This is a genomic window from Pseudomonas sp. Je.1.5.c, from assembly GCF_051129895.1.
In the GTDB taxonomy this organism is placed as follows: domain Bacteria; phylum Pseudomonadota; class Gammaproteobacteria; order Pseudomonadales; family Pseudomonadaceae; genus Aquipseudomonas; species Aquipseudomonas urmiensis.
Map to the genome: position 1 here is coordinate 154,118 of NZ_JBCPSP010000001.1, position 23,075 is coordinate 177,192.

Sequence of the window (23,075 nt, forward strand, 5' to 3'; positions counted from 1 at the left end):
AAACGCCAGCATTATGAGTTAGCAAGCATATAGTGCTTAGGCTTCATGCTTGGGACAGTCGGATGAGGACAAAGGCAACCATCATCCAAGTGAATCCGATTATGGTAAGCCATACAGAAACCAGCATCCTTCGTTTCAAACCCCGAGGAAAATTGCGCAGCTCGTTAATATCTAGCAACCCCCTGCGTATATGTGGTCCAGGGAGTAAGAGCAAGCCGCAAACGAAACAGACCAGCATCCAGCGAGATTTAAACCTGCCGACACCCCACCCTCGTTTCTGTTGCTCAAGCCATGGACTACTTTGAATGGCAGACAACATGATGTGGAATTCGCGAGTACAGGCGATGTACAGGCTCATGGCAACACCTGGCAATCCAACTAAAAACGGCCCTGCCAAGAAGACAATTCTTACAAGCTGCGGCCAACTGTCAAAATCAATCATGTCCGAACTCATATAACTCCTCTGCCAGCCTTTCACCTACCGCACTACCTCCAAGTCCTCCAACTGCGGACCCGCCACCCACCAGAACCAAAGCACATATGGGCGTACCAAGACCCCCTGTTCCTATGGAGAACACACCGCACACTGCACCTGCTGCAACCCCTCCGAGCTTTGCGCCTAACGTCGCTCCACCCATTCCGATCGCGAAGCTCCCAGCCTCCGTCATCCGAATTTTTCTACACTCAGCCGACTCTCCTGCGCGGCAAACCTCTTGCACCTTCAGGTAGGAAGCTGCCCCTCCCAGCCCAGTGCCGACAGCCCCGCCATACTTTAGATACTTCGCCGTTTTCGCCACCTCATCCAAATGCGTCGCATACCCCGGTATCTGCCCCGGACCACCCGCCCTCGACCAATGGTGAATGAGGCTCTTGGTGGAAATTCCAAGATCCCGTCGCAGTCTCTCATAACTGCCCAGATTCAATTGTTTATTGAGAAAGGCGGTCTTCAACTGGCCGTCCAGTTGATTGAGCAGTCCTTGCCGCGCTGCAAAAAACTCCGGGCTTTTCAGGTGCCCGTAGCGCGCAAACTGCTGCTGATGCAGGCGCTCGATATCCACCAAGGTGGCTCTGACCTGCCCCAGGCCCTGCTCGAGCATGTCCTTGCCTACGCCCATCGACTGGCTGGCACCGTTGAGCAGCCCGGCAATCTCGGCTTGGTGAAGCATCATGAAATCCGCCTCACCCCGGTCCAGCAGCGCCAATGATTCACGGGCCTGCTGCGCCGCAGCCATCAGCTGACCTTCCTCGCGTGTGCAGGCATGGCCGTTGTCCGGATCGCCGATGACAAAGATCTCGCCCCCTTTGAAGCCCTGCTGGTAGGTAGGGTTGAGCATCTGCAAACGCGAGAGGGGTAAGGTGCTGTCCTGTTCGGCCAGGTGCATCAGGACCTGTGGAAAGGACATGCTGCGCGGCACGAGGTAGAAACCCGGCTCTTGAGTGAACGGCAGCGAATCAACCGCGTGGCGTGGCGCAGCGCTGGACAGGCTCCTCGGTGTTGCTGTGGCCGCTTGCGAGTACGACGAATCTGCCACTGGCGTCGCCCGCGCGATCGGTTCAACGCGGTTTAGCGGGGCCACGACCCGGTTACTTCCACTCGGACAACCACAGGCCACCAGCGCGCCATCCATGGCCACGGCTTGACCATCGGAGATGAAGAACGAAACGCCTTCAACGACCTTGCCGATTTCACCACACAGCGGACACGCTGTGATGCTGTCCTCCATACGCAACACCATTCGCCCATTGGACGTATAGCTCGCGCCCGTGGCGATGCAGGTGGCGCCGGTGGTGGTGAGATCACCGTCCAGCGCCTGCCCCTTACACCCCAAATCTATACGCATGTGCAAGTTCCTTATGCTGGCTAGAGCAACGGAACCTAGCAGTTGCAGGGCGTCCTTTTTCCCTTGGAACCAAGAAACAGACAGGTCCTACACACCTTGCGGAAAGCTCTTTATCGCTGAGGCAAAAACTTAAACGTTTCTCACGGCCTCACCGACTGGCCCAGCACTTTGAGCATCGGCACGCAGGCCAGCTGCAAGCCCGAAGGTGACTGATAGATCGACCGCTGCTCGCCGACGAAACCGCACGCGCGATAGAACGCCACCGCGTTAAGCGTGGCATCCAGTTTGATCTGGGCCAGGTTCGCCTCAAGCGCCAGCCCTTCGAGATGCTCGATCAGCAACCGACCGATGCCACGCCCCATGAACTCGGGATGAACGAAGATCGCGCCGATTTCACCCACCTCAACATCCAGCATGCCGGTAGCGACCACCCTGCCCTGCGCGCACACCAGCTGAAAGTGCTGCTGCACCAAATCAGTAAACCACTTGTTGAGTGATCCCCGCGTCCACGCCAGCATGTCTTGCTGGTTATAGGGGCCGATGCACTGGGCACGGATGGCCAGTCGGCGAATGTCGAAGGCGATCTGGGCGTCATCACGGGTGGCGCGACGAATTTCGAACATGCTCTGTCTCCATTTAATTGTGCGAACGGAGCAGCAAAAGGCCCCGTCCATTGCTGGCGGGGCCTTCAGGTTCTATCCGGGGCTGCTAGGCAGCCGTGACCTCATGGCCCGCCAGAGGCGGTCATGTAGGTGCACATCAGGGGGGATTGGGCGAGATAGATCATGCTGCCGAGTGTAGCGCAGCTACCACGTGATGGATGAGCCTTAAAGGTATTTGCAGAACAAAAATAGAAGCTTCCTACAGCCACGTATGATTTAGCTGACTGTGAAGCTTGTCCCCTGTTAACCAGCATGCACGTCCCTTCACAAGGAGTGCCCTCATGGAAAAGCCACCGATACCTGACCTCAGCCAACTGCGCGTCAACCGCAAGCTCATTGCCGTCATCGCCATCCCGCTGATCGCCGGCGCCGCCCTGGCAGCGCTGTTCAACCAAGTGCTGTTCTACAACGAAGCAGGTCAGATGACCCATGTACGGACGATTTTCGGCGAGGAAAAAGTCGTCGAAGACGTAGGCTACGCAACCAAATGGTTCGGCCGCAGCACCTCCTGGCGGCGCACTATCGGCGTCCAGTCGGCCCTGCAGGCGGACAACGAGGAAGGCAATCGCAGTGGTCATCCGTCAGTAACCCTGGAAAACCTGCCCATCGTGTTCCTGGGCAATGTCGACGCCAAGGCCGAGTTCAGCACCCAGTTTCGCCTGCCCTCAGCGGACGCGTTCCTGAAGATTGCCCAGGAGTACCGCACGCCGGATAACTTCCTCCAGCGTGCGCTGCTGCCGGCAGTCAAGGAAACCCTGCAAGCCACGGCGTCACTGATGAGCGCCGACGATTACTATGCCGGCAATCGCAGCCACTTTGGTGCCGAGTTCGAGAACCAGTTGCGCAATGGCCTGTACCTGACCAGTCGCAAGGAGATCCGCGTACAGCGCGACCATTTCCCAGCCCAGACCGCCGTGCTCCAGGCCGGCACCGACCAGGGCAGTTTCGGCGACAACAGCGCCACCCGCTTCGTCATCGAAAAGAAGCTCGACAAAGATGGCCAAGAGCTGCGCAAACAGCAGCAATTTCGCCTGTTTGGCGTCGAAGTCGTCGATGCTCGGGTAACCCATATCGACCCCAACCCGCAGTATCAAGAGCGTATGGTGCGGGTGCAGCAAGCGCTGGCGGAACTGGCGGTGGCCCGGCAAAACCGCCTCAAGGAAGAAGAGGAAAAAGAGTTGGTGTCCGCTCGTGGCGCCAAGGACGTGGAGGCCAAGCGCCAGGAAAGTCTGCGCCAGCAGATCGAGCGCACCACCGAGGCGGAGACGGAAAAGCAGTTGGCATTGATCAATGCCGATCGGGAAAAACGCCGCGCCGAGATCGATAAGCAGACTGCTGAGCTGCTGCGCGATAAAGCCCAGGTCAATGCCCAAGCCACCAAGATCAGTGCCGACGCCGAAGCCTACGCCCGCGAGGCGTCGCTCAAGGCCGATGGTGCCCTGCAAAACAAACTCGATGCACTGGTGCAGATCAACCGCGCATGGGCTGAAGCGGCGGCCAAGGCCCCGGTACCGAGCGTGATGATGGGCGGCACTGAATCAGGCATCGGCCGCCAGGATGAGATGAGCAGGCTGATGAGCGTCTTGGCCACCAAGGCTGCCAAGGATCTGCTGGTGGACCTGAAAACACCCTGAATCCTGAGGGGCGCCACCCCGGTAACTGGCAGTGCTGCACACGGCCAGTTACCGGTAAAGAGGCCGGCCTGGCGCTATCAGTGCCCGCGCAACATCTCCTTAGGCACGTACTTGCCAATCTCGTACTTACCAATCGCCGCCCGGTGCACTTCATCCGGCCCATCGGCCAGGCGCAGGGTGCGCTGCATGGCGTACATGTAGGCCAGCGGGAAATCACCGCTGACCCCTGCCCCCCCATGAATCTGGATAGCCCGGTCGATCACGCGCAGGGCGACATTGGGCGCCACGACCTTGATCTGGGCAATCTCGCTGCGCGCGACCTTGTTGCCGACGGTGTCCATCATGTATGCAGCCTTGAGGGTCAGCAGCCGCGCCATGTCGATCTCCATCCGTGAATCGGCGATCTTGTCGACGTTGCCGCCCAGACGCGCCAGTGGGCGGCCGAACGCGGTGCGCTCGACCGAACGCTTGCACATCAATTCCAGGGCGCGCTCGGCCATGCCGATCGAGCGCATGCAGTGGTGAATGCGCCCAGGCCCCAGGCGCCCCTGGGCGATCTCGAAGCCGCGACCTTCACCAAGCAGGACATTCTCATAAGGCACCCGCACGTTCTCGAACAGCACCTCGGCGTGGCCATGCGGCGCGTCGTCATAGCCGAATACCGGCAGTGGGCGGACAATCTTCACCCCCGGCGCATCGGTCGGCACCAGTATCATCGAGTGCTGCTGGTGGCGGGGTCCGTCCGGGTTGGACAGGCCCATGAAGATCATCACCTTGCAGCGCGGATCGCAGGCGCCGGAGGTCCACCATTTACGGCCATTGATCACCCACTCATCACCGTCGCGCACTGCGGTGGCTGCCATGTTGGTGGCGTCCGAAGAGGCGACGTCGGGTTCGGTCATGGCGAACGCCGAACGAATCTCGCCACGCAGCAGCGGTTCCAGCCACTGGCGTTTTTGCGTCTCGCTGCCGTAGCGCACCAGCACTTCCATGTTGCCGGTATCGGGCGCCGAGCAGTTGAACGGCTCCGGCCCCAGCAGCGAGCGGCCCATGATCTCGGCCAGCGGCGCGTATTCCAGGTTGCTCAGGCCGGCTCCGAGCTCTGACTCAGGCAAGAACAGATTCCACAGTCCCTCGGCGCGGGCCTTGGCTTTGAGTTCTTCCATGATCGCAGTGGGTTGCCAGCGGTCGCCCTCGGCAACCTGGCGCTCGAACACCGGTTCTGCGGGGTAGACATAGGCCTCCATGAACGCACTGACGCGCTCACGCAGAGCCTGGACCTTGGGCGAATAGGCGAAATCCATTGGGGCTACCTTCACGGGATGAAGAACATGGGCCAGAGACTAGAACAGCCGCAGTCGATCCACCTAGTCTATTTTGCGCGTGTATAAACATTCATAACCGATATATGATCGAGCCATAACTCCAACAACGAGCGGCGCCCATGAACCTCAGCAAGGTTGACCTGAATCTGTTCATCGTCTTTGACGCCATCTATACCGAAGCCAACCTGACCCGCGCCGGACAGATTGTCGGCATCACCCAGCCGGCGGTGTCCAACGCCCTGTCGCGGCTGCGCGAAACCTTCAACGACCCGCTGTTCGTACGCACCGCCCAAGGCATGGTGCCCACGCCGATGGCGCAGAACATCATTGGCCCGGTGCGCAACGCGCTGGCGCTGTTGCGGGTGTCGGTGCAAGAGAGCCGCATCTTCAATCCACAGCAGGCCAACAAGACCTTTCGCATCAGCATGACCGACCTCACCGAGGCGGTGATCCTGCCACCGCTGTTCCAGCGTCTGCGACGTCTGGCGCCGGCGGTGATGATCGAGAGTTTCCTGTGCAAACGCCGTGAAACCACCAAGGAGCTGGCCGCCGGGCGCCTGGACTTTGCCGTCGACGCGCCATTGAACACCGACCCGCAGGTGCGTCACGTCAAACTCATGCAGGACCGTTACGTCTGCGCCCTGCGCCAAGGTCACCCCTTGGCCGACGGCAAGCTGACCTTGGACAACTACCTGGGCATGACCCATATCCATATCTCCAGCCGCCGCAACGGCCTGGGCTATGTCGATCTGGCCCTGGGCAAGATGGGCGTGCAGCGCAAGATCGCCCTGCGCTCGCAGCACTACCTGATGGCCTCGCAGGTATTGCAGCAGACCGACATGGTGATGACCGTGCCGGAACGCTTCGCCCGCCGCCACAACCTGCGTCACCTGCCCCTGCCGGTGGAAGTGCCGCCCTTGGAAACTCATCTGTATTGGCACGAAAGCACTGACCAGGATCCAGCCAACCGCTGGATGCGCGAGCAAATTATCGAGCTATGCGAGCGGGTGGTAATCGAAGAAGAAAAGGCGCTTGAACCTCTCTAGGCTGGCCTCTGGAGAATACTTGCTACCTAAGCCTTAATTTGGAGAAGTATTTTCTACTGAAAGGGCAAATAGCCGAAAAGATAGAAAAAATCTTTCCGACCACACCAGTAGCATGAATGCATCGATCGCCACCTCCAAGGCGACATGCACGGATTCGCCTCATCATGCCCAGCGCCCCGCTCTACTTCGATTACGCCGCCACTACCCCGGTCGACGACCGGGTTATCGAAACCATGCTTGCCTGCCTTGGACGAGAAGCGAACTTCGGCAACCCGGCCTCCAGTGGCCACTTTTATGGACAAGCCGCACGCGAGCTGGTCGAGCAGGCGCGTAAACAAGTGGCGCAACGGGTAGGCGCGCATCCGGACGATCTGGTCTGGACCTCCGGCGCCACCGAATCGAACAACCTGGCGCTCAAAGGCGTCGCCCAAGGCTGTGGTGAACCAGGCCACCTGATCACCAGCCTGCTGGAACACAAGGCCGTGTTGGACACCGTGGCCGAACTTGAACGCCAAGGCTGGACAGTGACCCGACTCAAGCCTGATGCGGCCGGCTTGATCCAGCCCGACGCGGTGCACCAGGCATTGCGCGAAGACACCCGACTGGTGTCGCTGATGGCGGTGAACAACGAACTTGGCACGCTGACTGACTTCACTGCGATTGGCGCCTTGGTTCGCGCCCATGGTGCGCTGCTGCATGTCGACGCCGCCCAGGCCGTGGGTAAGGTGCACCTCGACCTGGCCGAGCAGGCTGTCGACCTGATGTCCTTCTCGGCACACAAGGTGTATGGCCCCAAGGGTATCGGTGCGCTTTACGTCGGCGCTCGTGCGCGCCCGAAGCTGTACGCGCAAATGCACGGTGGCGGCCACGAGCGCGGCCTGCGCTCGGGCACCCTGGCCACCCATCAGATCGTTGGCATGGGCAGCGCCTTCGCCCTCGCCGGCGAGCCCGGCGACAGCGAGCACCAACACATCCAGGCCTTGAGCGCGCGCCTGCGCAACGGCCTGCTGGCCTTGCCCGGTGTCAGTCTCAATGGCTGCCCAGAGCAACGCATTCCCCACACCCTGAACCTGTGCATCGATGCCAGTGGTTTCAATAGCGCTGCATTGGCCAGTGAGCTGGCGCTGTCGAGCACCTCAGCCTGTAACTCAGCCAGCAATGCTGCCTCACATGTATTGCTGGCACTCGGGCTGGACGAGCGCAAGGCACGCAACAGTGTGCGCCTGAGCCTTGGCCGTTACACCAAGGAAGCGGATGTAGACAAAGCCGTGGAGGTGTTCAAGCGAGTGGTATCGGCTGCTGCGACTGCATTGTGGTAGCTGCCTGTCCAAGTTCATGTGCCTGCTGTACTGCGCATGACCCTGGTCAGGTGTTCTGGCGGTGTTGTCAAAGCCCCAGGGTTGGGCCGCGAATATCATTGGGCGGTGGCACATCGGGATAGCGCGGTAGATGCGGCGGCGGCACGTCCGGCCCACCGCAGATCGGCCTGCTCACCGGCGGAAATACCGGCATGATGGTCGCATCCGAGCCACCCGCGACCTGATCCAGCTCCTCGACGCTCAACTCGCGCGGGGTTTGTGCATGTACAGAAGGCATAAATAACGCTCCTTGAAGTAGATGAGGCAGGCCGAGGCTGAATCAGCCGAGGCCAGGCACGTCGCCAATCAATGGCTGTCGCCGAACAGCTCAGGCCATTCGGGAAACTGCGGCGGCGGCCCGCGGACGATTTCCGGTTGGCCGGCACCGCCGCTGATCAGCTCGGTTTCTTCTTCACTCAAGTCACGCAATACGTCATGGCTGAACGCATCAGGGCTAGTCATGATCAACACTCCTTGTGGTCAATGAAACGCCCCGATTATTGCCCCCCTCGCACCTTTTGACTCTAGGGCGAGTGTCCTAACTGCACAGTGCCATCACCTTGGCCTTCAGAGGAAGGTGAACACCGTCGAGGCGGGCAGGCGCGACTTGTTCAGACCGGCGTTGAAGTCTTCCGGGCTGCGGTAGCCCAGGCACAACAGCACGACGCTGGTGAAGCCACGCTCACGCAGGCCCAACTCTGCATCCAGCGCCTTGCTGTCGAAACCTTCGATTGGCGTAGCATCAATGTTCAGCGCGGCCGCACCGAGCAGCGCCGTGCCCAGCGCCAGGTACGTCTGCTTTTCCATCCAGTGCTGCACGTCCTTTTGATCGAAACGGTGCAGATTGACGTAGAAACGGCGGCTTTGATCTTGCCCTGTGCGTGCCTGATCGTCACGGAAGCGGCCATCTAGGGTTTCCTGATCCAGCACTGCCTGCAGATGCGCATCAGGCATTTCGGTACGGGTGGCGAAGACGATCACGTGCGAAGCGTTGAGGATCTTCGGCGTGTTGTAGGCGAACGCCTCGGTGCTCTTGGCAATACGCGCCTTGCCTTCATCGCTGTCGGCAACGATGAAGTGCCACGGCTGCGAGTTGACCGAAGAAGGGCTGTGGCGCAGTTGCTCAAGCAAGGTATCGACGGTCGCCTGGGGAATCTTGCGGGCGGCGTCGTAGGCTTTGGTGGTATAGCGGCGTTTGGCCAGGGTCACGGTGTCCATCGATTGAGCTCCTTGGGAGTACGGATTTGAGGCGCATATTAGCGTTACTGAAAACAAGAAAAACCAGTGAAATACAGCAACACTTTCAAGCCGATGACGAAAATCGATACTCGCTGCACATTCGTTCTAAACCTGCCGCCTGCATCTGGGATAAGGTTGAAGACTCCTCACAAGCGGCCATGGCCATGAGCAACTGGATCGACCTTGCCCAAGACGTCGATACCGGCATCGAGTCGGTACGGGCGCATTTCATCGGTCATGCCTACGACCCGCACTGGCACGACAGCTATCTGGTGGGCGTGACCGAACAAGGCGTGCAGCAGTTCCACTGCCGCCGCGCCCGCCATCGCAGTACGCCGGGCCAGGTGTTCTTGCTCGAACCTGGCGAACTCCACGATGGCCAGGCCCCCACCGAGGATGGCTTTACCTATTCGACGCTGTATCTGGACCCCAACTGGATGGAGGCCGAAGTGCGCGCCTTGTTCGAGCACGCGCCCGCCGATGGCCTGCCCAGCTTCGCCGATACCCTGTGCCGCGACGAACGCCTGACGGGGGCTACCTTGCGGGCGTTCCAGGCCATGCACGGCAAAGAGCTGCGCATCGTACGGCAAACCGCCATGGACGATCTGCTCGCCTGCCTCACCCAGCACCTGCACTGGCGCAAACGGCTCAACCCAGACCCACGCCTACCACTGACCGCGCAGGTGGCCCGTGACTATCTGCATGCGCATCTGGATCAGGACATCGGCTTGGATGACCTGGCGCGCACCTGTGGCGTTGACCGCTTCCGCCTGACCCGGGCGTTCAAGGCCGCCTTTGGCCTGGCCCCGCATGCCTACCTGATCCAGCTGCGGATCGCCCGCGCCCGCCGCCTGCTGGGGCAAGGCCAAACGCCCGCCGAGGTGGCCAGCGCCCTGGGCTTTGCCGACCAGAGTCACCTGGGGCGCTGGTTTCGCCGGGCGTATCAATTGACCCCGGCAGACTACCGCCGCCGCTGCTCAATCGTTCCAGACTGATCCGCCGCCAGCGGCGAGCATGGTGCTCCAATTGTGTGGAGTAGCCCGTCATGGCGCAGTCGCTGTTGCCCTTTGTCCTGTTCGCCCTGGTTGCCAGTATCAGCCCGGGGCCGACCAATCTGCTGATCCTCGCCCACGGCGCCCAGCGCGGCCTGCGCGCCAGCGTGGCGCCGATCCTCAGCGGCTGTCTGGCTGCAGCGGGGATGGTCTGGGTGGTGGGCTTGGGCTTGGCCGAAGTGCTGTTGCAGCACCCCGTCGCGCAGCAGCTGATGAGTTGGCTGGGCGTACTTTGGCTGAGTTGGCTCGGCTGGCAGTTGCTGCGCAGCGCCGCTGCGCCTTTGCACGGTACCCAGCGGGCACGCTTTGGGGCAGTGAGCGCGGCCACCTTGCAGTTGATCAACCCCAAGGTATGGATGATGGCAATCGCGATCATCGGCGTGTTTGCCGCGCCTGGACAGCCGGTGTGGCAGTTGGCGCTGATCTTTCTGATCATCGCCCTGCCGTGCATGACTGCCTGGGCGCTGCTCGGGGTCGGCAGCGCCCGCTGGTTGCAGTCACCGCAGCGGGTGCGGCGGTTCAATCAGCTGTTGGCGTGGCTGCTGATCGTCTCGGCCTGGTCGGCGTTGTTGGCCTGACCAAGGAAGCTGACTCTCTCAGTGTGGCGCTGGCACTGCCTGACGAAATAGCGTGGTGCTGGCCACGGCCAGCACCAGCCCAACCAAGGCAACACTGCCACCGACCAGGCCGATATTGGCCACACCCATCTGGCTGCTGACGATACTGCCCAGCAATGCCCCGCCGCCGATGCCGATGTTGTAGATACCGGAGAACAGCGCCATGGCCACATCGGTGGCATCGGATGCGAGCTTCAAGGTCTTCGATTGCAGCGACAGGCTGAAGCTCAGAATCGCCACGCCCCAAAACATGCTCAGCACAGCGAACGCTGTGAAATTGCCCGACAGCGGCAACAGCAACAGCAGGCATGCCGCCAGGCAGCCGATCGAACCGACCAGAAAGCCATGCGGGAAGCGATCGCTATAGCGGCTGAACAGCACCGAACCCAATACCCCGGCGCCGCCGAACAACAGCAGCAACAAAGTGGTGCGCTCACCGCCGATCTGCGCCACATGCAGGGCGAACGGCTCGATGTAGCTGTAGGCGGTGAACTGCGCAGTGATCACCAGGGTGACCAGCAGGTAGGTAATCACCAGCGCCGGGCGCTTGAACAGGATCGGCAGACTGCGCAGCGACCCTGAGTTCTGGCTCGGCAGCAGCGGCAGCGACTTCATCAGGCAAAGCATGGTCGCCAGCGCCACCCCAGCAATGCTCAAGAAAGTCACCCGCCAACCCAGCGCCTCACCCACCACGCGCCCCAAGGGGATACCGAGCACCATCGCCAGCGTGGTGCCGGTGGCTAGCAAGCCCAGGGCCTTGGCCTGCTGCCCAGGTGGAGCTACGCGCACCGCCAGAGAGGCGGTGATCGCCCAGAACACGGCATGGGCCAAGGCGATGCCGATTCGGCTGACCAGCAGCATGGCAAAGCTCTGCGACAGCCACGACAACAAGTGGCTGAGGATGAACACCAAAAACACGAACAACAGCAACCGGCGCCGCTCGACGTTGCGCGTCAGCAACATCATCGGCAGCGAAGCCAGGGCGACCACCCAGGCATAGATGGTCAGCATCAGGCCGACCTGGGCGGTGGTCATGTCGAAACTGCGGCCGATGTCACTGAGCAGCGCCACCGGGACGAACTCGGTGGTGTTGAAGATGAACGCCGCCAGGGCCAGCGCGATCACGCTCAGCCAACTGCCGCCGCCCACCGGTGCGGGCATGGATGTAGGGATGGGACCATTCATGGAAGTGGCGTGTAGCTCCAAAGAAAAAAGACGACGACACCCCCGCCAGCCAGCGAGTCGGCCCTCTGGCGGGTGTGGACAAAAATTATTGGAAGGATGCCCGGCATGGTACGCGTCAAGCCTGGGCCTCACAACCGCAGTGCAACCGGAGTACCATGCGCGCTTCTGATAGACCGCGGAACAAGGAGTCCGATCCGCCCATGGACAAGCAACACCCCCAGCAGCAATGGCAACAGGCGGTCAGTAGCTATGCCCAGGCCATCAATCGCTTCGTCAGCCAAGGGCAGGCGCAAGGCTGGGACGATCTCCAAGAGCCGCAAGCGCCGCCCACCGAACACCTGCTCCCAGCCTGGCAAGCGGCCTTGCAGGCGATTAACCAACCCGGCGTGAGTGACGCGCAGCGCCAGGCATTTCGCGAGGCCTGGCCGCCGGCGCACCAGCCGCTGCTGCCCTTGCTCGAGCAACACGGTCAGGCTATCGGCACCCTGCTGCTGCTTGATGACGGCAGCCTGCTGGCGCGCATCGGCACGCCGTTCGACCGCGGCCAGGTAGTGCGCATCGATGGCTACAGCGTGACCCCGGTGATCGGTGTCGAGCATTTCGGCCGCTGCCCACAACGCCGCTACTTTGCCCTGGCCAACGCCGAGGGGATCCGCGTCACCGATGGCTGGGGCGGGCCACAGGTCGCCCGGTTTGCCTGGCCCAACGGCCTGGAGGGGTTGCCTGCCGGCTACCCGTTCGAGCCGTTCGACCTGCCGCCAACGCCGACCGCGATCACGCCGTTCCCCGATGGCCAACGGCTGCTGCTGGTCAGCAGCGAAGGCGTGTTCGTGCTGGCCGCCACTGGCGCCACCCGGCTACTGCCCGATGAGCAAGCGATCCTGCAAGACCTGGCTCAAGGCATCGACCCTGACGACATCAACCTGGGGCTGGGCATGGAGCACGGCGCCCTGTCCGCCGACGGCAGCCTGATCGCCATCGGCGAGCAGTGCGGCCGCCACCGGGTCCTGGACCAACAGCTGCGACTGCTCGCCGAGATCGGTCCGGTGAGCGAATACCCGCACTTTGCCCTGTTCAACCAGCGCGGCGATCAGTTGCTGCTCAACGCCTGCCACTTCTACAACGGCGCCACCCTCGGGGTGCGCACTGCCGACCTGCCTGGGCTGGACACCGAGCACTACAGCGACGACCCACGTACCCCACTGTTGCACGAGGGCGCGCGAATCTACGCCGGTGTAGCACGCGAGCACGAATACATCGTCGGCGATGCCCATGGTTACCTGCGGGCCTTTGGCGAGGATGGTCGTGAGCACTGGCAGCATCACCTGGGCTCGACCCTCTGCGCGATGGATATCAGTGCCGATGGCCGCACCCTGGTGGCCGCCAGCTACGCCGGGTTCATCTCGCTGATCGCCCTGGACAGTGGCCGGCCTGACTGGCAGATCGGCACCGGCGAGCATGCCGAGGTGCGCCGTTGGTTGTTCTGGAAGGGGCTGGACAAGCCGCTGGCCTGGTAAGCAGTTTGCCCCGGCCTCATCGCGGGGCAAGCGCGCCCGCGGTGAGGCCGGAGCCGGCTCCATCAGGCCTTCAGCGTGGCCATGTCGATCACGAAGCGATACTTCACATCGCCAACGATCATCCGCTCATAGGCCTGGTTGATGTTGCGGATATCGAGCATCTCGATATCGCAGCTGATGCCATGCTCGGCGCAGAAATCCAGCACTTCCTGAGTCTCGGCGATACCGCCAATCAGCGAACCCGCCAGCACCCGGCGCTTCATCACCAAATTGGCCGCATGCAGCGGTGGCTCGACCGGCTCGATCAAGCCGACCAGAATGTGCACGCCATCGAAGGTCAGCGTTTCCAGGTAGGGGTTGAGATCGTGCTGTACCGGAATGGTGTCGAGCAAGAAGTCAAAACGCCCCGCTGCAGCGCGCATCTGCTCCGGGTCAGTGGACACGATTACGTGATCGGCGCCCTGGCGACGGGCTTCTTCGGCTTTGGCCGCCGAGCGGGTGAACAGCGTCACTTCAGCGCCCAGCGCCTTGGCGAACTTGATGCCCATGTGGCCCAGACCGCCCATACCGAGGATGCCAACCTTGTGCCCAGGGCCGACGCCATGGTGCTTGAGCGGCGAGTAGGTAGTGATACCGGCGCACAGAATCGGCGCCGCGCTGGCCAGGTCCAGGCCCTGGGGAATGCGCAACACGAAGTGCTCGCTGACCACGATGCTGTTGGAATAGCCACCCATGGTGTTGCTGCCGTCGACCCGATCAGGGGTGGCATAGGTCATGGTCGGACCTTCCAGGCAGTACTGTTCCAGGTCCTTGGCGCAGGCCTCGCAATGCCGGCAGGAGTCGACCATGCAACCCACGCCCACCAGGTCGCCGACCTTGTGCTGAGTGACCTTGGCACCGACCGCAGTGACCCGGCCGACAATCTCATGGCCTGGCATCAGTGGGTACACGGCAATGCCCCACTCGTTGCGCGCCTGATGGATGTCAGAGTGGCACACACCGCAGTAGAGGATCTCGATGGCGACGTCATCGGCACGCGGGCTGCGGCGCTCGAAGGTCATGGGGGCCAGCGGACTGGTGGGAGTTTGGGCGGCGTAACCGATGGCGGTATACATGCAGGACCTCGCAAAAAGTGAAACGATTCAGGCGGCGCATTTTGTTCGCCAAAAGCCGCTCCGCCCACAGCAGATTCTCCGGCATGCATGCCTGATTCTCCGAACCTGGCTGTGAGCATCTGGCGCTGGCGCTGCAATCTGCGAAGATGCCAGTGTCTGATCCTCTGCCCTGGTCCATCATGCAGCTCACTCGCCACGTCGACGCCAATGCCCCGCTTTGCGCCCTGATCCGTAGCCTGGCCACGCGCCCAGGCTTTGTACCAACTCACTTGCCCCAGGTGCAGGTATTGAGTTGGGATCATTACGTGGCCAGTAGCCCGCAGCTCTATGAGCCCAGCCTGATGATCCTGGCCCAGGGCAGCAAGCTGGCACGCCTGGGACCACGCACCCTGGAGTACGGCGCCGGACATTACTTGGTGCAGGCGCTGTCGGTGCCGTTCATGTGCGAGACCTTCGCTACCGCTGAGGCGCCGTTACTAGGGGTGGCCGTCGATATCGATCGTGGCGTGCTCAGCGAGTTGGTGCAGAACATGGGCCTTGCCCCCGATGCCGCAGTCGAGGCGCAGACGCCCCAGTCGATGACCTCGGCAGCACTGGACGCGCCGATGCGCGAGAGCGTCGAGCGCTTGCTGCAGTGCCTGCAGGATCCACTGGACGCCAGGGTGCTGGGGCCGGCACGGGTGCGCGAGGTGCTCTATACCGCCTTGCGCGGCCCCCAGGCCGGCGTGCTGCGAGCCTTGGTCGAGCAACAAGGACATTTCGCCCGGATTGGCGCGGCGCTGGCTTATCTGCGTGAGCACTACGCCGAGCCGTTGAGCGTGGAGGCGTTGGCCAGTTGCGCCAACATGAGCGTGTCGACCTTCCATGAGCACTTCAAGCGCTGCACCGACATGGCGCCGATGCAGTACCTCAAACGCCTGCGCCTGCTCAAGGCCCAGCAAATGCTGATCGGCGAAGGCCTGGGCGTGGCGCAGACCGCGCACCGGGTGGGGTACCAGAGCACCTCGCAGTTCAGCCGCGAGTACAAGCGCCAGTTTGCCCATAGCCCAGGCGATGCGCAGCCTTACCAGAGCCTTCCGGTCTAAGTAGCCAATGGGGGCCGCTTTGCAGCCCTTCGCAGCGCAGGCGAGCCCAATCCCACAGGGTTCACTCCCTGATGTTCCGCGTAGTACCTGTAGGAGCGGGCTTGCCCGCGAAGGGCAGCAAAGCGGCCCCATAGCATCACCTTTAGTGGACAAACCAAGCCATGCAACCAATGCATTTGCCCTTTGCCGCGAACCCATGGCATAGATGCGGGTCTGCCTTTACATGTCCGCTTTGCGCCATCGAGGAGTTTCGTGCATGAGCAAGTCCCCCTACGTCCCGCCCAAGGTCTGGCGCAACGACGCAGCCTCCGGCGGTCAGTTCGCCAGTATCAACCGCCCGGTTGCCGGCGCCACCCATGACAAAGCGCTACCGGTAGGTAAACAACCCTTGCAGCTGTATTCGCTAGCAACGCCCAATGGCGTCAAGGCCACCATCTTGCTCGAAGAGTTGCTGGCGCTGGGGCACAGCGGAGCTGAGTACGATGCCTGGCTGATCCGCATCGGCGACGGCGAGCAGTTCTCCAGTGGCTTCGTCGAGGTCAACCCCAACTCCAAGATCCCTGCCCTGCTCGATCGCAGTGTCGAGCCTGCAATCCGCGTGTTCGAGTCTGGTTCGATCCTGGTTTACCTGGCCGAGAAGTTCGGCGCGTTTCTGCCCAAGGCGCCTGCCGCGCGTACCGAAACGCTGAACTGGCTGTTCTGGCAGATGGGCGCCGCGCCCTACCTGGGCGGTGGTTTCGGCCACTTCTATGTGTATGCGCCGGAGAAAATCGAATACGCCATCAACCGCTTTACCATGGAAGCCAAACGGCAACTGGACGTGCTCGACCGGCGCCTGGCCGAGAGCCGCTACCTGGGTGGCAATGAGTACAGCATCGCCGACATCGCCGTGTGGCCGTGGTATGGCCAACTGGTGCGCGGCAACTTGTATGACGCCGCTGAGTTTCTCGCGGTGCAGGAATACCCTAATGTGCAGCGCTGGGCTGAGGAGATCGCCCAGCGCCCCGCGGTCCAGCGTGGCACCCGGGTCAATCGCACCTGGGGTGATGAGGCGAGCCAAGTGCCAGAGCGGCATTCGGCGGCGGATCTGGATTGACCCAAGTGGGGCCGCCAGACAGCGGCCCCACCCAGCGCGTTAGCCCACCAGATGCAGGAAATGCATATGCCGTTCGAAGTGATCGAGAATGTCCCCGATCACTTCATCCTTCGACCAGCCCATCACATCATGATCCTGACCGCCCTCGCGCAGGTGGACTTCGGCGCGGAAGTACTTGCACTCATCGCCCGGCGCATCGCTGCTGACGAAGCTGGGCATGGCATAGGCCTGCGGACGAATCTGGTAGACGAAGGTGTCGTCACTCGGGCCGACCTTGAGCGTCACACTGCCCTCCTCACCCTGCTCCACGCTGCACTCATAGCCCTGGCGCCGCCATTCTTCGGCCACCGCTTCACAGGCCGGCAATCCGACTTCGGTAATGAAGCGCGAGACATGCGCACGACGCGGGAACATCGCCAGCGTGCGCAGGCGCCGCTGCCAGTTACCGGCAGCACGTGAAGCGGTCGGCGAGATGGCCAGCGCTTGATAGCGCAAGTTGCGTTTGGTCGCATCGAGCTTGAGCGCCTTGAGCAAGCCACGGGTGCTGCACAGCAAGGCGATGGTGAACGGCAAGGCACTGGCGATGGTCGCTGTCTGCAACGCCTTCAGGCCATCGGCAAGCAGCAGTGCGATCGCCACCAGGCCCATGCTCGACGCCCAGAAGATGCGCTGGCGAATCGGCGTATTCTCCTGACCGCCCGAGGCGAGCATGTCGACCACCATGGCCCCGGTGTCGGCGGAGGTGACGAAGAACACCACCACCATGATCACTGCCAGGGTGCTGATCACACTGGCGAACGGAAAGTGCTCAAGGAAGGCGAACAGCGCCAGCGAGGTGTCCTTGTTCACCGCCATGGCCAAGTCGTTCAGCCCCTCGTTGAGGATCATATGGATCGCGGTATTGCCGAACACCGTCATCCACAGCAGGGTGAATGCGGTCGGCACCAGCAGCACGCCGGTGACGAATTCGCGGATCGTGCGGCCCCGGGAGATGCGCGCGATGAACAGCCCGACGAAGGGCGACCAGGCCAGCCACCAGCCCCAGTAGAACAGGGTCCAGCCGCCGATCCAGTCCGTCGGCTGGTAGGCATACAGGTTAAGCGTACGGGTGACGATCTCACCCAGGTAGCTGCCGGTGTTCTGCACGAAGGTCTGCAAGATCAGCACAGTCGGCCCCAGCAGCATCACCATCAGCAACAGCAGCACCGCCAAACCCAGGTTGAGCTCGGAAAGCCGGCGAATGCCCTTGTCCAGCCCCGACATCACCGACAAGGTGGCGAGCAAGGTAGTACCGATGATCAGCCCGATCTGGATCGGCGTCGACACCGGCACGCCGAACAACGCATTGAGCCCGGTGTTGATCTGCGCCACGCCAAAGCCCAGCGAAGTGGCCACGCCAAACACCGTGCCGATGATGGCGAAGATATCCACGGCATGACCGATGGGCCCGTAGATACGCTCACCAATCAGCGGGTACAGCGCCGAACGCAAGGTCAGTGGCAAACCCTGGCGGTAGCTGAAGTAGGCCAGGATCAACGCCACGATGGCGTAGATCGCCCAGGCATGCAGGCCCCAGTGGAAGAAGGTGATGCGCATGGCTTCACCGGCGGCCTGCACCGTGCCGCCCTCACCCATCGGCGGATTGAGAAAATGCATCACAGGCTCGGCCACGCCAAAGAACATCAAGCCGATGCCCATGCCGGCAGAAAACAGCATGGCGAACCAGGTGGTGCTGCTGTAATCGGGGGTGCTGTGGTCGGGCCCAAGCTTGATATCGCCATAGCGGCTGATGCCGAGGAACACCACCGTGCCGAGAATGACCGCCACCGCCAGGATGTAGAACCAGCTGACATTGCCGATGATCCACCCCTGGACCTGGGCGAACAGGTTCTGTGCATGCGCTTGAAACACGCTGGCATACAGCACCAGCACCAGCAACAGCACGGCGGAAACCCAGAAAACCGGTGGGTTGATCGTGGACTTGGGGGTCTTGTCTGGCGGTATCGACATCGATGGCAGGCTCCAACGGGGCGCTTCATGCGCACTTTATTCACAAACAAGGGTAAATCCTGACGAGAATTACCGACGTAGTCTGTAGGAAAAAGGCCAGCTGTCTGGCTTTCTACCTACTCTCCGAACACGTTTGCCTGACAGGGTTCGCCGACAAGACTGCCGCGCTGCAAAAATGCTTTTCCCCCGCGCAAGCCTGCGTCGGCTGTGGGCTTCTTGTACACTCGCCTCACTAGCCCCCACCTGTACATTTTGGTGACAGCATGATCGAGGTAACCGAGGTTTCCATTGCCGAGCTGCGCGACGCGCTCACGACTGGCCGTACCACGGCCGTCGAACTCGTCAAGGCCTACCTGGCCCGCATCGACGCCTACGACGGCGCCGACACCGCCACCGCGCTGAACGCGGTGGTGGTACGCAACCCTGAAGCACTCCAGGAGGCCGAGGCCTCCGACGCCCGGCGCGCCCGAGGTGAAAGCCTCGGCCCGCTCGATGGCATTCCCTACACGGCCAAGGACAGCTACCTGGTCAAAGGCCTGACCGCTGCCTCCGGTAGCCCGGCATTCGCCGAGCTGGTCGCCCAGCGCGACGCCTTCACCATCGAGCGCCTGCGCGCGGCCGGCGCCATCTGCCTGGGCAAGACCAACATGCCACCGATGGCCAACGGCGGCATGCAGCGTGGCGTCTATGGCCGCGCCGAAAGCCCGTACAACGCCGCCTACCTTACCGCGCCATTCGCCTCCGGCTCGTCCAACGGGGCCGGCACCGCTACCGCCGCCAGCTTCTCGGCCTTCGGCCTGGCTGAAGAAACCTGGTCCAGCGGTCGTGGCCCTGCTTCGAACAACGGCCTGTGCGCCTATACCCCGTCGCGCGGGGTGATCTCGGTGCGCGGCAACTGGCCGCTGACGCCGACCATGGATGTGGTGGTGCCGTATGCGCGGACCATGAGCGATCTGCTGGAGATCCTCGATGTCGTGGTCGCCGACGATGCCGAAAAACGCGGCGACCTGTGGCGCCTGCAACCTTGGGTGCCGATCCCTGCGGCATCCTCGGTTCGTCCGGCTTGCTACCTCGACCTGGCGGTCGATGCCAGCTCGCTCAAGGGCAAGCGTTTCGGTGTGCCACGCATGTACATCAATGCCGATGAACTGGCAGGCACCTCGGAAAAACCGGGTATCGGCGGCCCGACCGGCCAGCGTATCAACACCCGGGCCAGCGTCATCGACCTCTGGCAGCAAGCGCGCCTGGCCCTTGAGGCCGCTGGCGCCGAAGTGGTCGAGGTGGACTTCCCGCTGGTCTCCAACTGCGAAGGCGACCGTCCCGGTGCACCGACCGTGTACAACCGCGGCATCGTTTCCAAGGCGTTCCTCCACGATGAGCTGTGGGAGCTGTCCGGTTGGGCCTTCGACGATTTCCTGCGGGCTAACGATGACCCCAAGCTCAACCGCCTGGCCGATGTCGATGGGCCGAAGATCTTCCCCCACGATCCCGGCACCCTGCCCAACCGCGAAGATGACTTGGCCGCCGGCATGGACGAGTACGTCAACATGGCCAAGCGCGGCCTGAAAAGCTGGGATCAGATCGCGACCGTCCCGGACGGCCTGCGCGGCCTGGAGCAGACCCGCAAGCTCGACCTGGAAGACTGGATGGACAACCTCGGCCTGCATGCCGTGCTGTTCCCCACCGTGGCCGACGTGGGTCCTGCGGATGCCGACGTCAATCCTGCGTCGGCGGACATCGCCTGGAGTAACGGCATCTGGGTGGCCAACGGCAACCTGGCGATCCGTCACCTGGGCGTGCCTACTGTCACCGTGCCGATGGGCGTGATGGCTGATATCGGCATGCCGGTGGGGCTGACCTTTGCCGGCCGGGCTTATGATGACTCGGCCCTACTGAGCTTCGCCGCCGCCTTCGAGTCGACCGGGTCACGTCGCATCGTGCCGCCGCGCACCCCTGCGCTGGGCTGATTTCGCGTCGTTCTTTTCGCGGGCAAGCCCGCTCCCACAGGGTCTCCACCGCTCTTCAGGCTTGGGGTACCTGTAGGAGCGGGCTTGCCCGCAATAACGCCGGTACTGTTAGCCTCGTTGACTCACCTCTCAAAATTCAACAAACTGTATAAAAATAACATTTTGTTGAATAACTTATGTCCGTCACTCACCTCCAACGCGAACGCCAACTGGTCCTGTCTACGCTCAAGGCTGCTATCGCCGCGATCGGCAGCGTTGCCGGGCGCAACATGGAGATTCTCCTGCACGACCTCGACCAGCCCGAGCAATCGGTGGTGGCAATCGTCAATGGCCACCTTTCCGAACGCGCCGTCGGCAGCCCGATTCTCGCTGCACCCGAGCAGGATCAAGGCTTCCAGGCGCTGATGCGCGCCGCGCACACGCCAGGCTGCGAGCCGGTAGTCCTGCCTGATTATCCCACCACCCTCAAAGGCCGCAGCCTGCGCAGCGCCACCGCTATCCTGCGCGACAGCGAAGGGCATCCGTTCGCCAGCCTGTGCGTCAATGTCGACCACAGTGGCCTGGATGCCGCCCTTGAGTTCCTCCGGCAACTGCAGCCATTGGGCGCGGATCAGGTCTTAAGCACGCCCCTGCCAGCTGACGATCCAGCCGACATGAGCGTGCTGATGGCCGAGATCATTGCCAACGCGCTGCAGTCCTGCGGTCACGCCCGGATGAACAAACAGGCCAAGGTCGAGGCCGTGCGGGTGATGCAAGAGCGCGGTCTGTTCATCGTCAAAGGCGGCGTGGAAAAAGCCGCCGCAGCGCTCGGTGTGACCCGCTACACCGTTTACAACTACCTTGAGCAATTGCGTGGCGAAACCTCGTCCGCTGCTCGTGACGACTGACTTCACGGAGACCGCCATGCCCTTGCACATCCACACCCCGCTGTTTGAATCACGCCCCCTGTCGCTGGCTGCTGGCCGCTCGGTCTGGCTCAAGCTCGATGCCTTGCAGCCTTGCGGCTCGTTCAAGCTGCGCGGGGTGGGCCACGCCTGTGAAGTCCACCACGCTCGTGGCGCGCGCCACTTTGTCTCCTCCTCAGGCGGCAACGCTGGCCTGGCAGTGGCCTATGCCGGGCGTCTGCTGGGCGTACCGGTGACCGTGGTGGTGCCAGAAACCACCACCGAACGCGCTAAGGAGCTGCTGCGCCTGGAAGATGCCAAAGTGCTGGTACATGGCGGCTCCTGGCAGGAGGCCAACGAACTGGCGCAAACCTTGATCGGGCCGAACGACGCCTTCATCCATCCGTTCGACGATCCACTGCTGTGGGCCGGCCACGCGAGCATGATCGATGAAGTTGCCCAGGCGGGATTCAAGCCCGATGCGCTGGTGTTGTCGGTCGGCGGCGGTGGTTTGCTCAGCGGCGTCGTCGAGGGGCTCAAGCGCAATGGCTGGCAGGATGTGCCGGTGCTGGCAGTCGAAACCCAAGGTGCCGCCTCATTGCACGCTGCGGCGCAGGCTGGGCACACAGTAGCGCTAGAGCGGATCGCGTCGGTGGCTACCTCGCTTGGCGCCAAACGTGTAGCGGAACAGGCGATGGAGTGCCTGCGCACTCACCCAGTCGAGAGTCATCTGGTCAGTGACCGCGAAGCGCTGCAGGCCTGCGAGCGGTTCTTGCTCGATCACCGGCTGCTGGTAGAGCCCGCCTGTGGGGCGGCGCTGGCGTTGGCCTATAACGCTCAAGCTTTGGCCAACTATAAGCAGGTGATGGTCGTGGTGTGTGGCGGTGCTACCGCGACCTTGGAACAGATCCAGGCTTGGCTGGCGGCGTGTCCTGACTGATGTCATGGCTGCACTGGCCTCTTCGCGGGCAAGCCCGCTGCTAAAGGGTCCGCGTGGACTTGGAGGTTGTATTGCTCTGACTCAACGCCGGCCATAAACGCTAGGGCGAAGCCTGTGGGAGTGGGCTTGCCCAGGCAAAAAAAGCCCGTGCCAGGCACGGGCAAAACAACACCACCGCACAATCGGTTAGCCGCCAGCGGGTGTTTAGTGATCCATCTCATCCTTGGTGATCTTGCCGGTGTGCGGATCGACATGGAAGTCATACTTCATGCCATCGGCCTTCATCCCCTCACCTTCCCAATGGCCATCGTCGGCCTCGATCTTGGTGATCTGCGTGTAGCCCGCAGCCTTGAGGCTGGCTTCGGCCTGATCCTTGGTGACCTTCCAGTCAGCGCCAGGCTGGTCAGCCCAGGCCGCACTCGCGCCGAGTGCGCCAACCAAGGCAACGCCTGTGAACAGTCGAGTCAGTGCTTTCATCGTGAACGTCCTTTTTGCGTGAAGG

Annotated in this window: 22 protein-coding genes; 11 read left to right on the forward strand and 11 right to left on the reverse strand. The window is 62.2% G+C overall.

Annotated features, from left to right (window positions below; translation table 11 throughout):
• Positions 1-43 precede the first annotated feature (43 nt).
• The 3 genes from AAZU54_RS00730 to AAZU54_RS00740 form a co-directional block, all read right to left on the reverse strand.
• Positions 44-442, reverse strand: a complete 399-nt coding sequence (locus AAZU54_RS00730; RefSeq protein WP_434726322.1) for a hypothetical protein — start codon at positions 440-442, stop codon at positions 44-46.
• Positions 435-1,841: a PAAR domain-containing protein gene (locus AAZU54_RS00735; RefSeq protein WP_434726323.1), complete on the reverse strand. Its 1,407-nt coding sequence runs from the start codon at positions 1,839-1,841 to the stop codon at positions 435-437. The genes AAZU54_RS00730 and AAZU54_RS00735 overlap by 8 nt, the downstream gene beginning before the upstream one ends.
• A gap of 140 nt (positions 1,842-1,981) precedes the next feature.
• Entirely contained in the window at positions 1,982-2,464 is a 483-nt protein-coding gene (locus tag AAZU54_RS00740; RefSeq protein ID WP_186555159.1) for a GNAT family N-acetyltransferase, read from the reverse strand.
• 320 nt (positions 2,465-2,784) lie between these two features.
• Here AAZU54_RS00740 and AAZU54_RS00745 point away from each other — a divergent pair, with 320 nt between their 5' ends.
• Positions 2,785-4,137 carry an SPFH domain-containing protein gene (locus AAZU54_RS00745; protein ID WP_186555158.1) on the forward strand — a complete coding sequence of 451 codons (1,353 nt, stop codon included), beginning with the start codon at positions 2,785-2,787 and terminating at the stop codon, positions 4,135-4,137.
• Between the two features lie 77 nt (positions 4,138-4,214).
• On the opposite strand, the gene AAZU54_RS00750 is transcribed toward AAZU54_RS00745, so the two are convergent.
• Positions 4,215-5,441, reverse strand: a complete 1,227-nt coding sequence (locus AAZU54_RS00750) for an acyl-CoA dehydrogenase (RefSeq protein ID WP_186555157.1) — start codon at positions 5,439-5,441, stop codon at positions 4,215-4,217.
• A gap of 140 nt (positions 5,442-5,581) precedes the next feature.
• On the opposite strand from AAZU54_RS00750, the gene AAZU54_RS00755 reads away from it, so the two are divergent.
• The gene (locus tag AAZU54_RS00755; RefSeq protein ID WP_186555156.1) at positions 5,582-6,508 is read left to right on the forward strand and encodes a LysR family transcriptional regulator; all 927 of its coding nucleotides are present in this window, start codon (positions 5,582-5,584) and stop codon (positions 6,506-6,508) included.
• Between the two features lie 164 nt (positions 6,509-6,672).
• Complete coding sequence (locus AAZU54_RS00760; RefSeq protein WP_434726324.1) at positions 6,673-7,827, forward strand: cysteine desulfurase family protein; 1,155 nt, start codon at positions 6,673-6,675, stop codon at positions 7,825-7,827.
• Positions 7,828-7,894: 67 nt separating this feature from the next.
• Here AAZU54_RS00760 and AAZU54_RS00765 read toward each other — a convergent pair whose 3' ends face one another.
• The 3 genes from AAZU54_RS00765 to nfsB all read right to left on the reverse strand — a co-directional run bounded on the left by AAZU54_RS00765 (position 7,895) and on the right by nfsB (position 9,084).
• A complete protein-coding gene (locus AAZU54_RS00765; protein WP_186555154.1) occupies positions 7,895-8,104 on the reverse strand; it encodes a hypothetical protein in 210 nt (69 codons plus the stop codon).
• Between the two features lie 68 nt (positions 8,105-8,172).
• Positions 8,173-8,328 (reverse strand): hypothetical protein, encoded by a 156-nt coding sequence (locus tag AAZU54_RS00770; RefSeq protein ID WP_405129456.1) that lies wholly within the window; start codon positions 8,326-8,328, stop codon positions 8,173-8,175.
• Positions 8,329-8,433: 105 nt separating this feature from the next.
• A complete protein-coding gene (nfsB, locus tag AAZU54_RS00775) occupies positions 8,434-9,084 on the reverse strand; it encodes an oxygen-insensitive NAD(P)H nitroreductase (RefSeq protein WP_186555152.1) in 651 nt (216 codons plus the stop codon).
• Positions 9,085-9,269: 185 nt separating this feature from the next.
• Between nfsB and AAZU54_RS00780 the strand changes: the two genes are divergently transcribed.
• Together AAZU54_RS00780 and AAZU54_RS00785 are read left to right on the forward strand one after the other, a co-directional pair.
• The gene (locus AAZU54_RS00780; RefSeq protein WP_186555151.1) at positions 9,270-10,100 is read left to right on the forward strand and encodes an AraC family transcriptional regulator; all 831 of its coding nucleotides are present in this window, start codon (positions 9,270-9,272) and stop codon (positions 10,098-10,100) included.
• A gap of 50 nt (positions 10,101-10,150) precedes the next feature.
• The gene (locus AAZU54_RS00785; protein WP_186555150.1) at positions 10,151-10,735 is read left to right on the forward strand and encodes a LysE family translocator; all 585 of its coding nucleotides are present in this window, start codon (positions 10,151-10,153) and stop codon (positions 10,733-10,735) included.
• Positions 10,736-10,753: 18 nt separating this feature from the next.
• On the opposite strand, the gene AAZU54_RS00790 is transcribed toward AAZU54_RS00785, so the two are convergent.
• Positions 10,754-11,959 (reverse strand): sugar transporter, encoded by a 1,206-nt coding sequence (locus tag AAZU54_RS00790; protein WP_405129454.1) that lies wholly within the window; start codon positions 11,957-11,959, stop codon positions 10,754-10,756.
• 200 nt (positions 11,960-12,159) lie between these two features.
• On the opposite strand from AAZU54_RS00790, the gene AAZU54_RS00795 reads away from it, so the two are divergent.
• The gene (locus AAZU54_RS00795) at positions 12,160-13,476 is read left to right on the forward strand and encodes a hypothetical protein (protein ID WP_186555148.1); all 1,317 of its coding nucleotides are present in this window, start codon (positions 12,160-12,162) and stop codon (positions 13,474-13,476) included.
• A 62-nt stretch (positions 13,477-13,538) separates the two neighbouring features.
• On the opposite strand, the gene AAZU54_RS00800 is transcribed toward AAZU54_RS00795, so the two are convergent.
• On the reverse strand, positions 13,539-14,591 hold the full coding sequence (locus AAZU54_RS00800) for an NAD(P)-dependent alcohol dehydrogenase (RefSeq protein ID WP_186555147.1): 1,053 nt from the start codon (positions 14,589-14,591) through the stop codon (positions 13,539-13,541).
• Between the two features lie 179 nt (positions 14,592-14,770).
• Between AAZU54_RS00800 and AAZU54_RS00805 the strand changes: the two genes are divergently transcribed.
• Both AAZU54_RS00805 and yghU read left to right on the forward strand, forming a co-directional pair.
• A complete protein-coding gene (locus AAZU54_RS00805; RefSeq protein ID WP_186555279.1) occupies positions 14,771-15,676 on the forward strand; it encodes an AraC family transcriptional regulator in 906 nt (301 codons plus the stop codon).
• A gap of 256 nt (positions 15,677-15,932) precedes the next feature.
• On the forward strand, positions 15,933-16,772 hold the full coding sequence (gene yghU, locus AAZU54_RS00810) for a glutathione-dependent disulfide-bond oxidoreductase (RefSeq protein ID WP_312155813.1): 840 nt from the start codon (positions 15,933-15,935) through the stop codon (positions 16,770-16,772).
• A 39-nt stretch (positions 16,773-16,811) separates the two neighbouring features.
• On the opposite strand, the gene AAZU54_RS00815 is transcribed toward yghU, so the two are convergent.
• Entirely contained in the window at positions 16,812-18,782 is a 1,971-nt protein-coding gene (locus tag AAZU54_RS00815; RefSeq protein ID WP_434726325.1) for a BCCT family transporter, read from the reverse strand.
• Positions 18,783-19,045: 263 nt separating this feature from the next.
• Here AAZU54_RS00815 and AAZU54_RS00820 point away from each other — a divergent pair, with 263 nt between their 5' ends.
• From AAZU54_RS00820 to AAZU54_RS00830, 3 genes are all read left to right on the forward strand, one after another.
• Entirely contained in the window at positions 19,046-20,749 is a 1,704-nt protein-coding gene (locus tag AAZU54_RS00820) for an amidase (protein WP_186555144.1), read from the forward strand.
• 176 nt (positions 20,750-20,925) lie between these two features.
• Positions 20,926-21,636 carry a helix-turn-helix transcriptional regulator gene (locus AAZU54_RS00825; protein WP_434726326.1) on the forward strand — a complete coding sequence of 237 codons (711 nt, stop codon included), beginning with the start codon at positions 20,926-20,928 and terminating at the stop codon, positions 21,634-21,636.
• A 16-nt stretch (positions 21,637-21,652) separates the two neighbouring features.
• The gene (locus AAZU54_RS00830) at positions 21,653-22,573 is read left to right on the forward strand and encodes a pyridoxal-phosphate dependent enzyme (RefSeq protein WP_312151695.1); all 921 of its coding nucleotides are present in this window, start codon (positions 21,653-21,655) and stop codon (positions 22,571-22,573) included.
• Positions 22,574-22,777: 204 nt separating this feature from the next.
• Here the strand turns inward: AAZU54_RS00830 and AAZU54_RS00835 are convergent, their stop codons facing one another.
• Complete coding sequence (locus tag AAZU54_RS00835) at positions 22,778-23,050, reverse strand: PepSY domain-containing protein (protein WP_186555141.1); 273 nt, start codon at positions 23,048-23,050, stop codon at positions 22,778-22,780.
• Between the last annotated feature and the right edge of the window lie 25 nt (positions 23,051-23,075).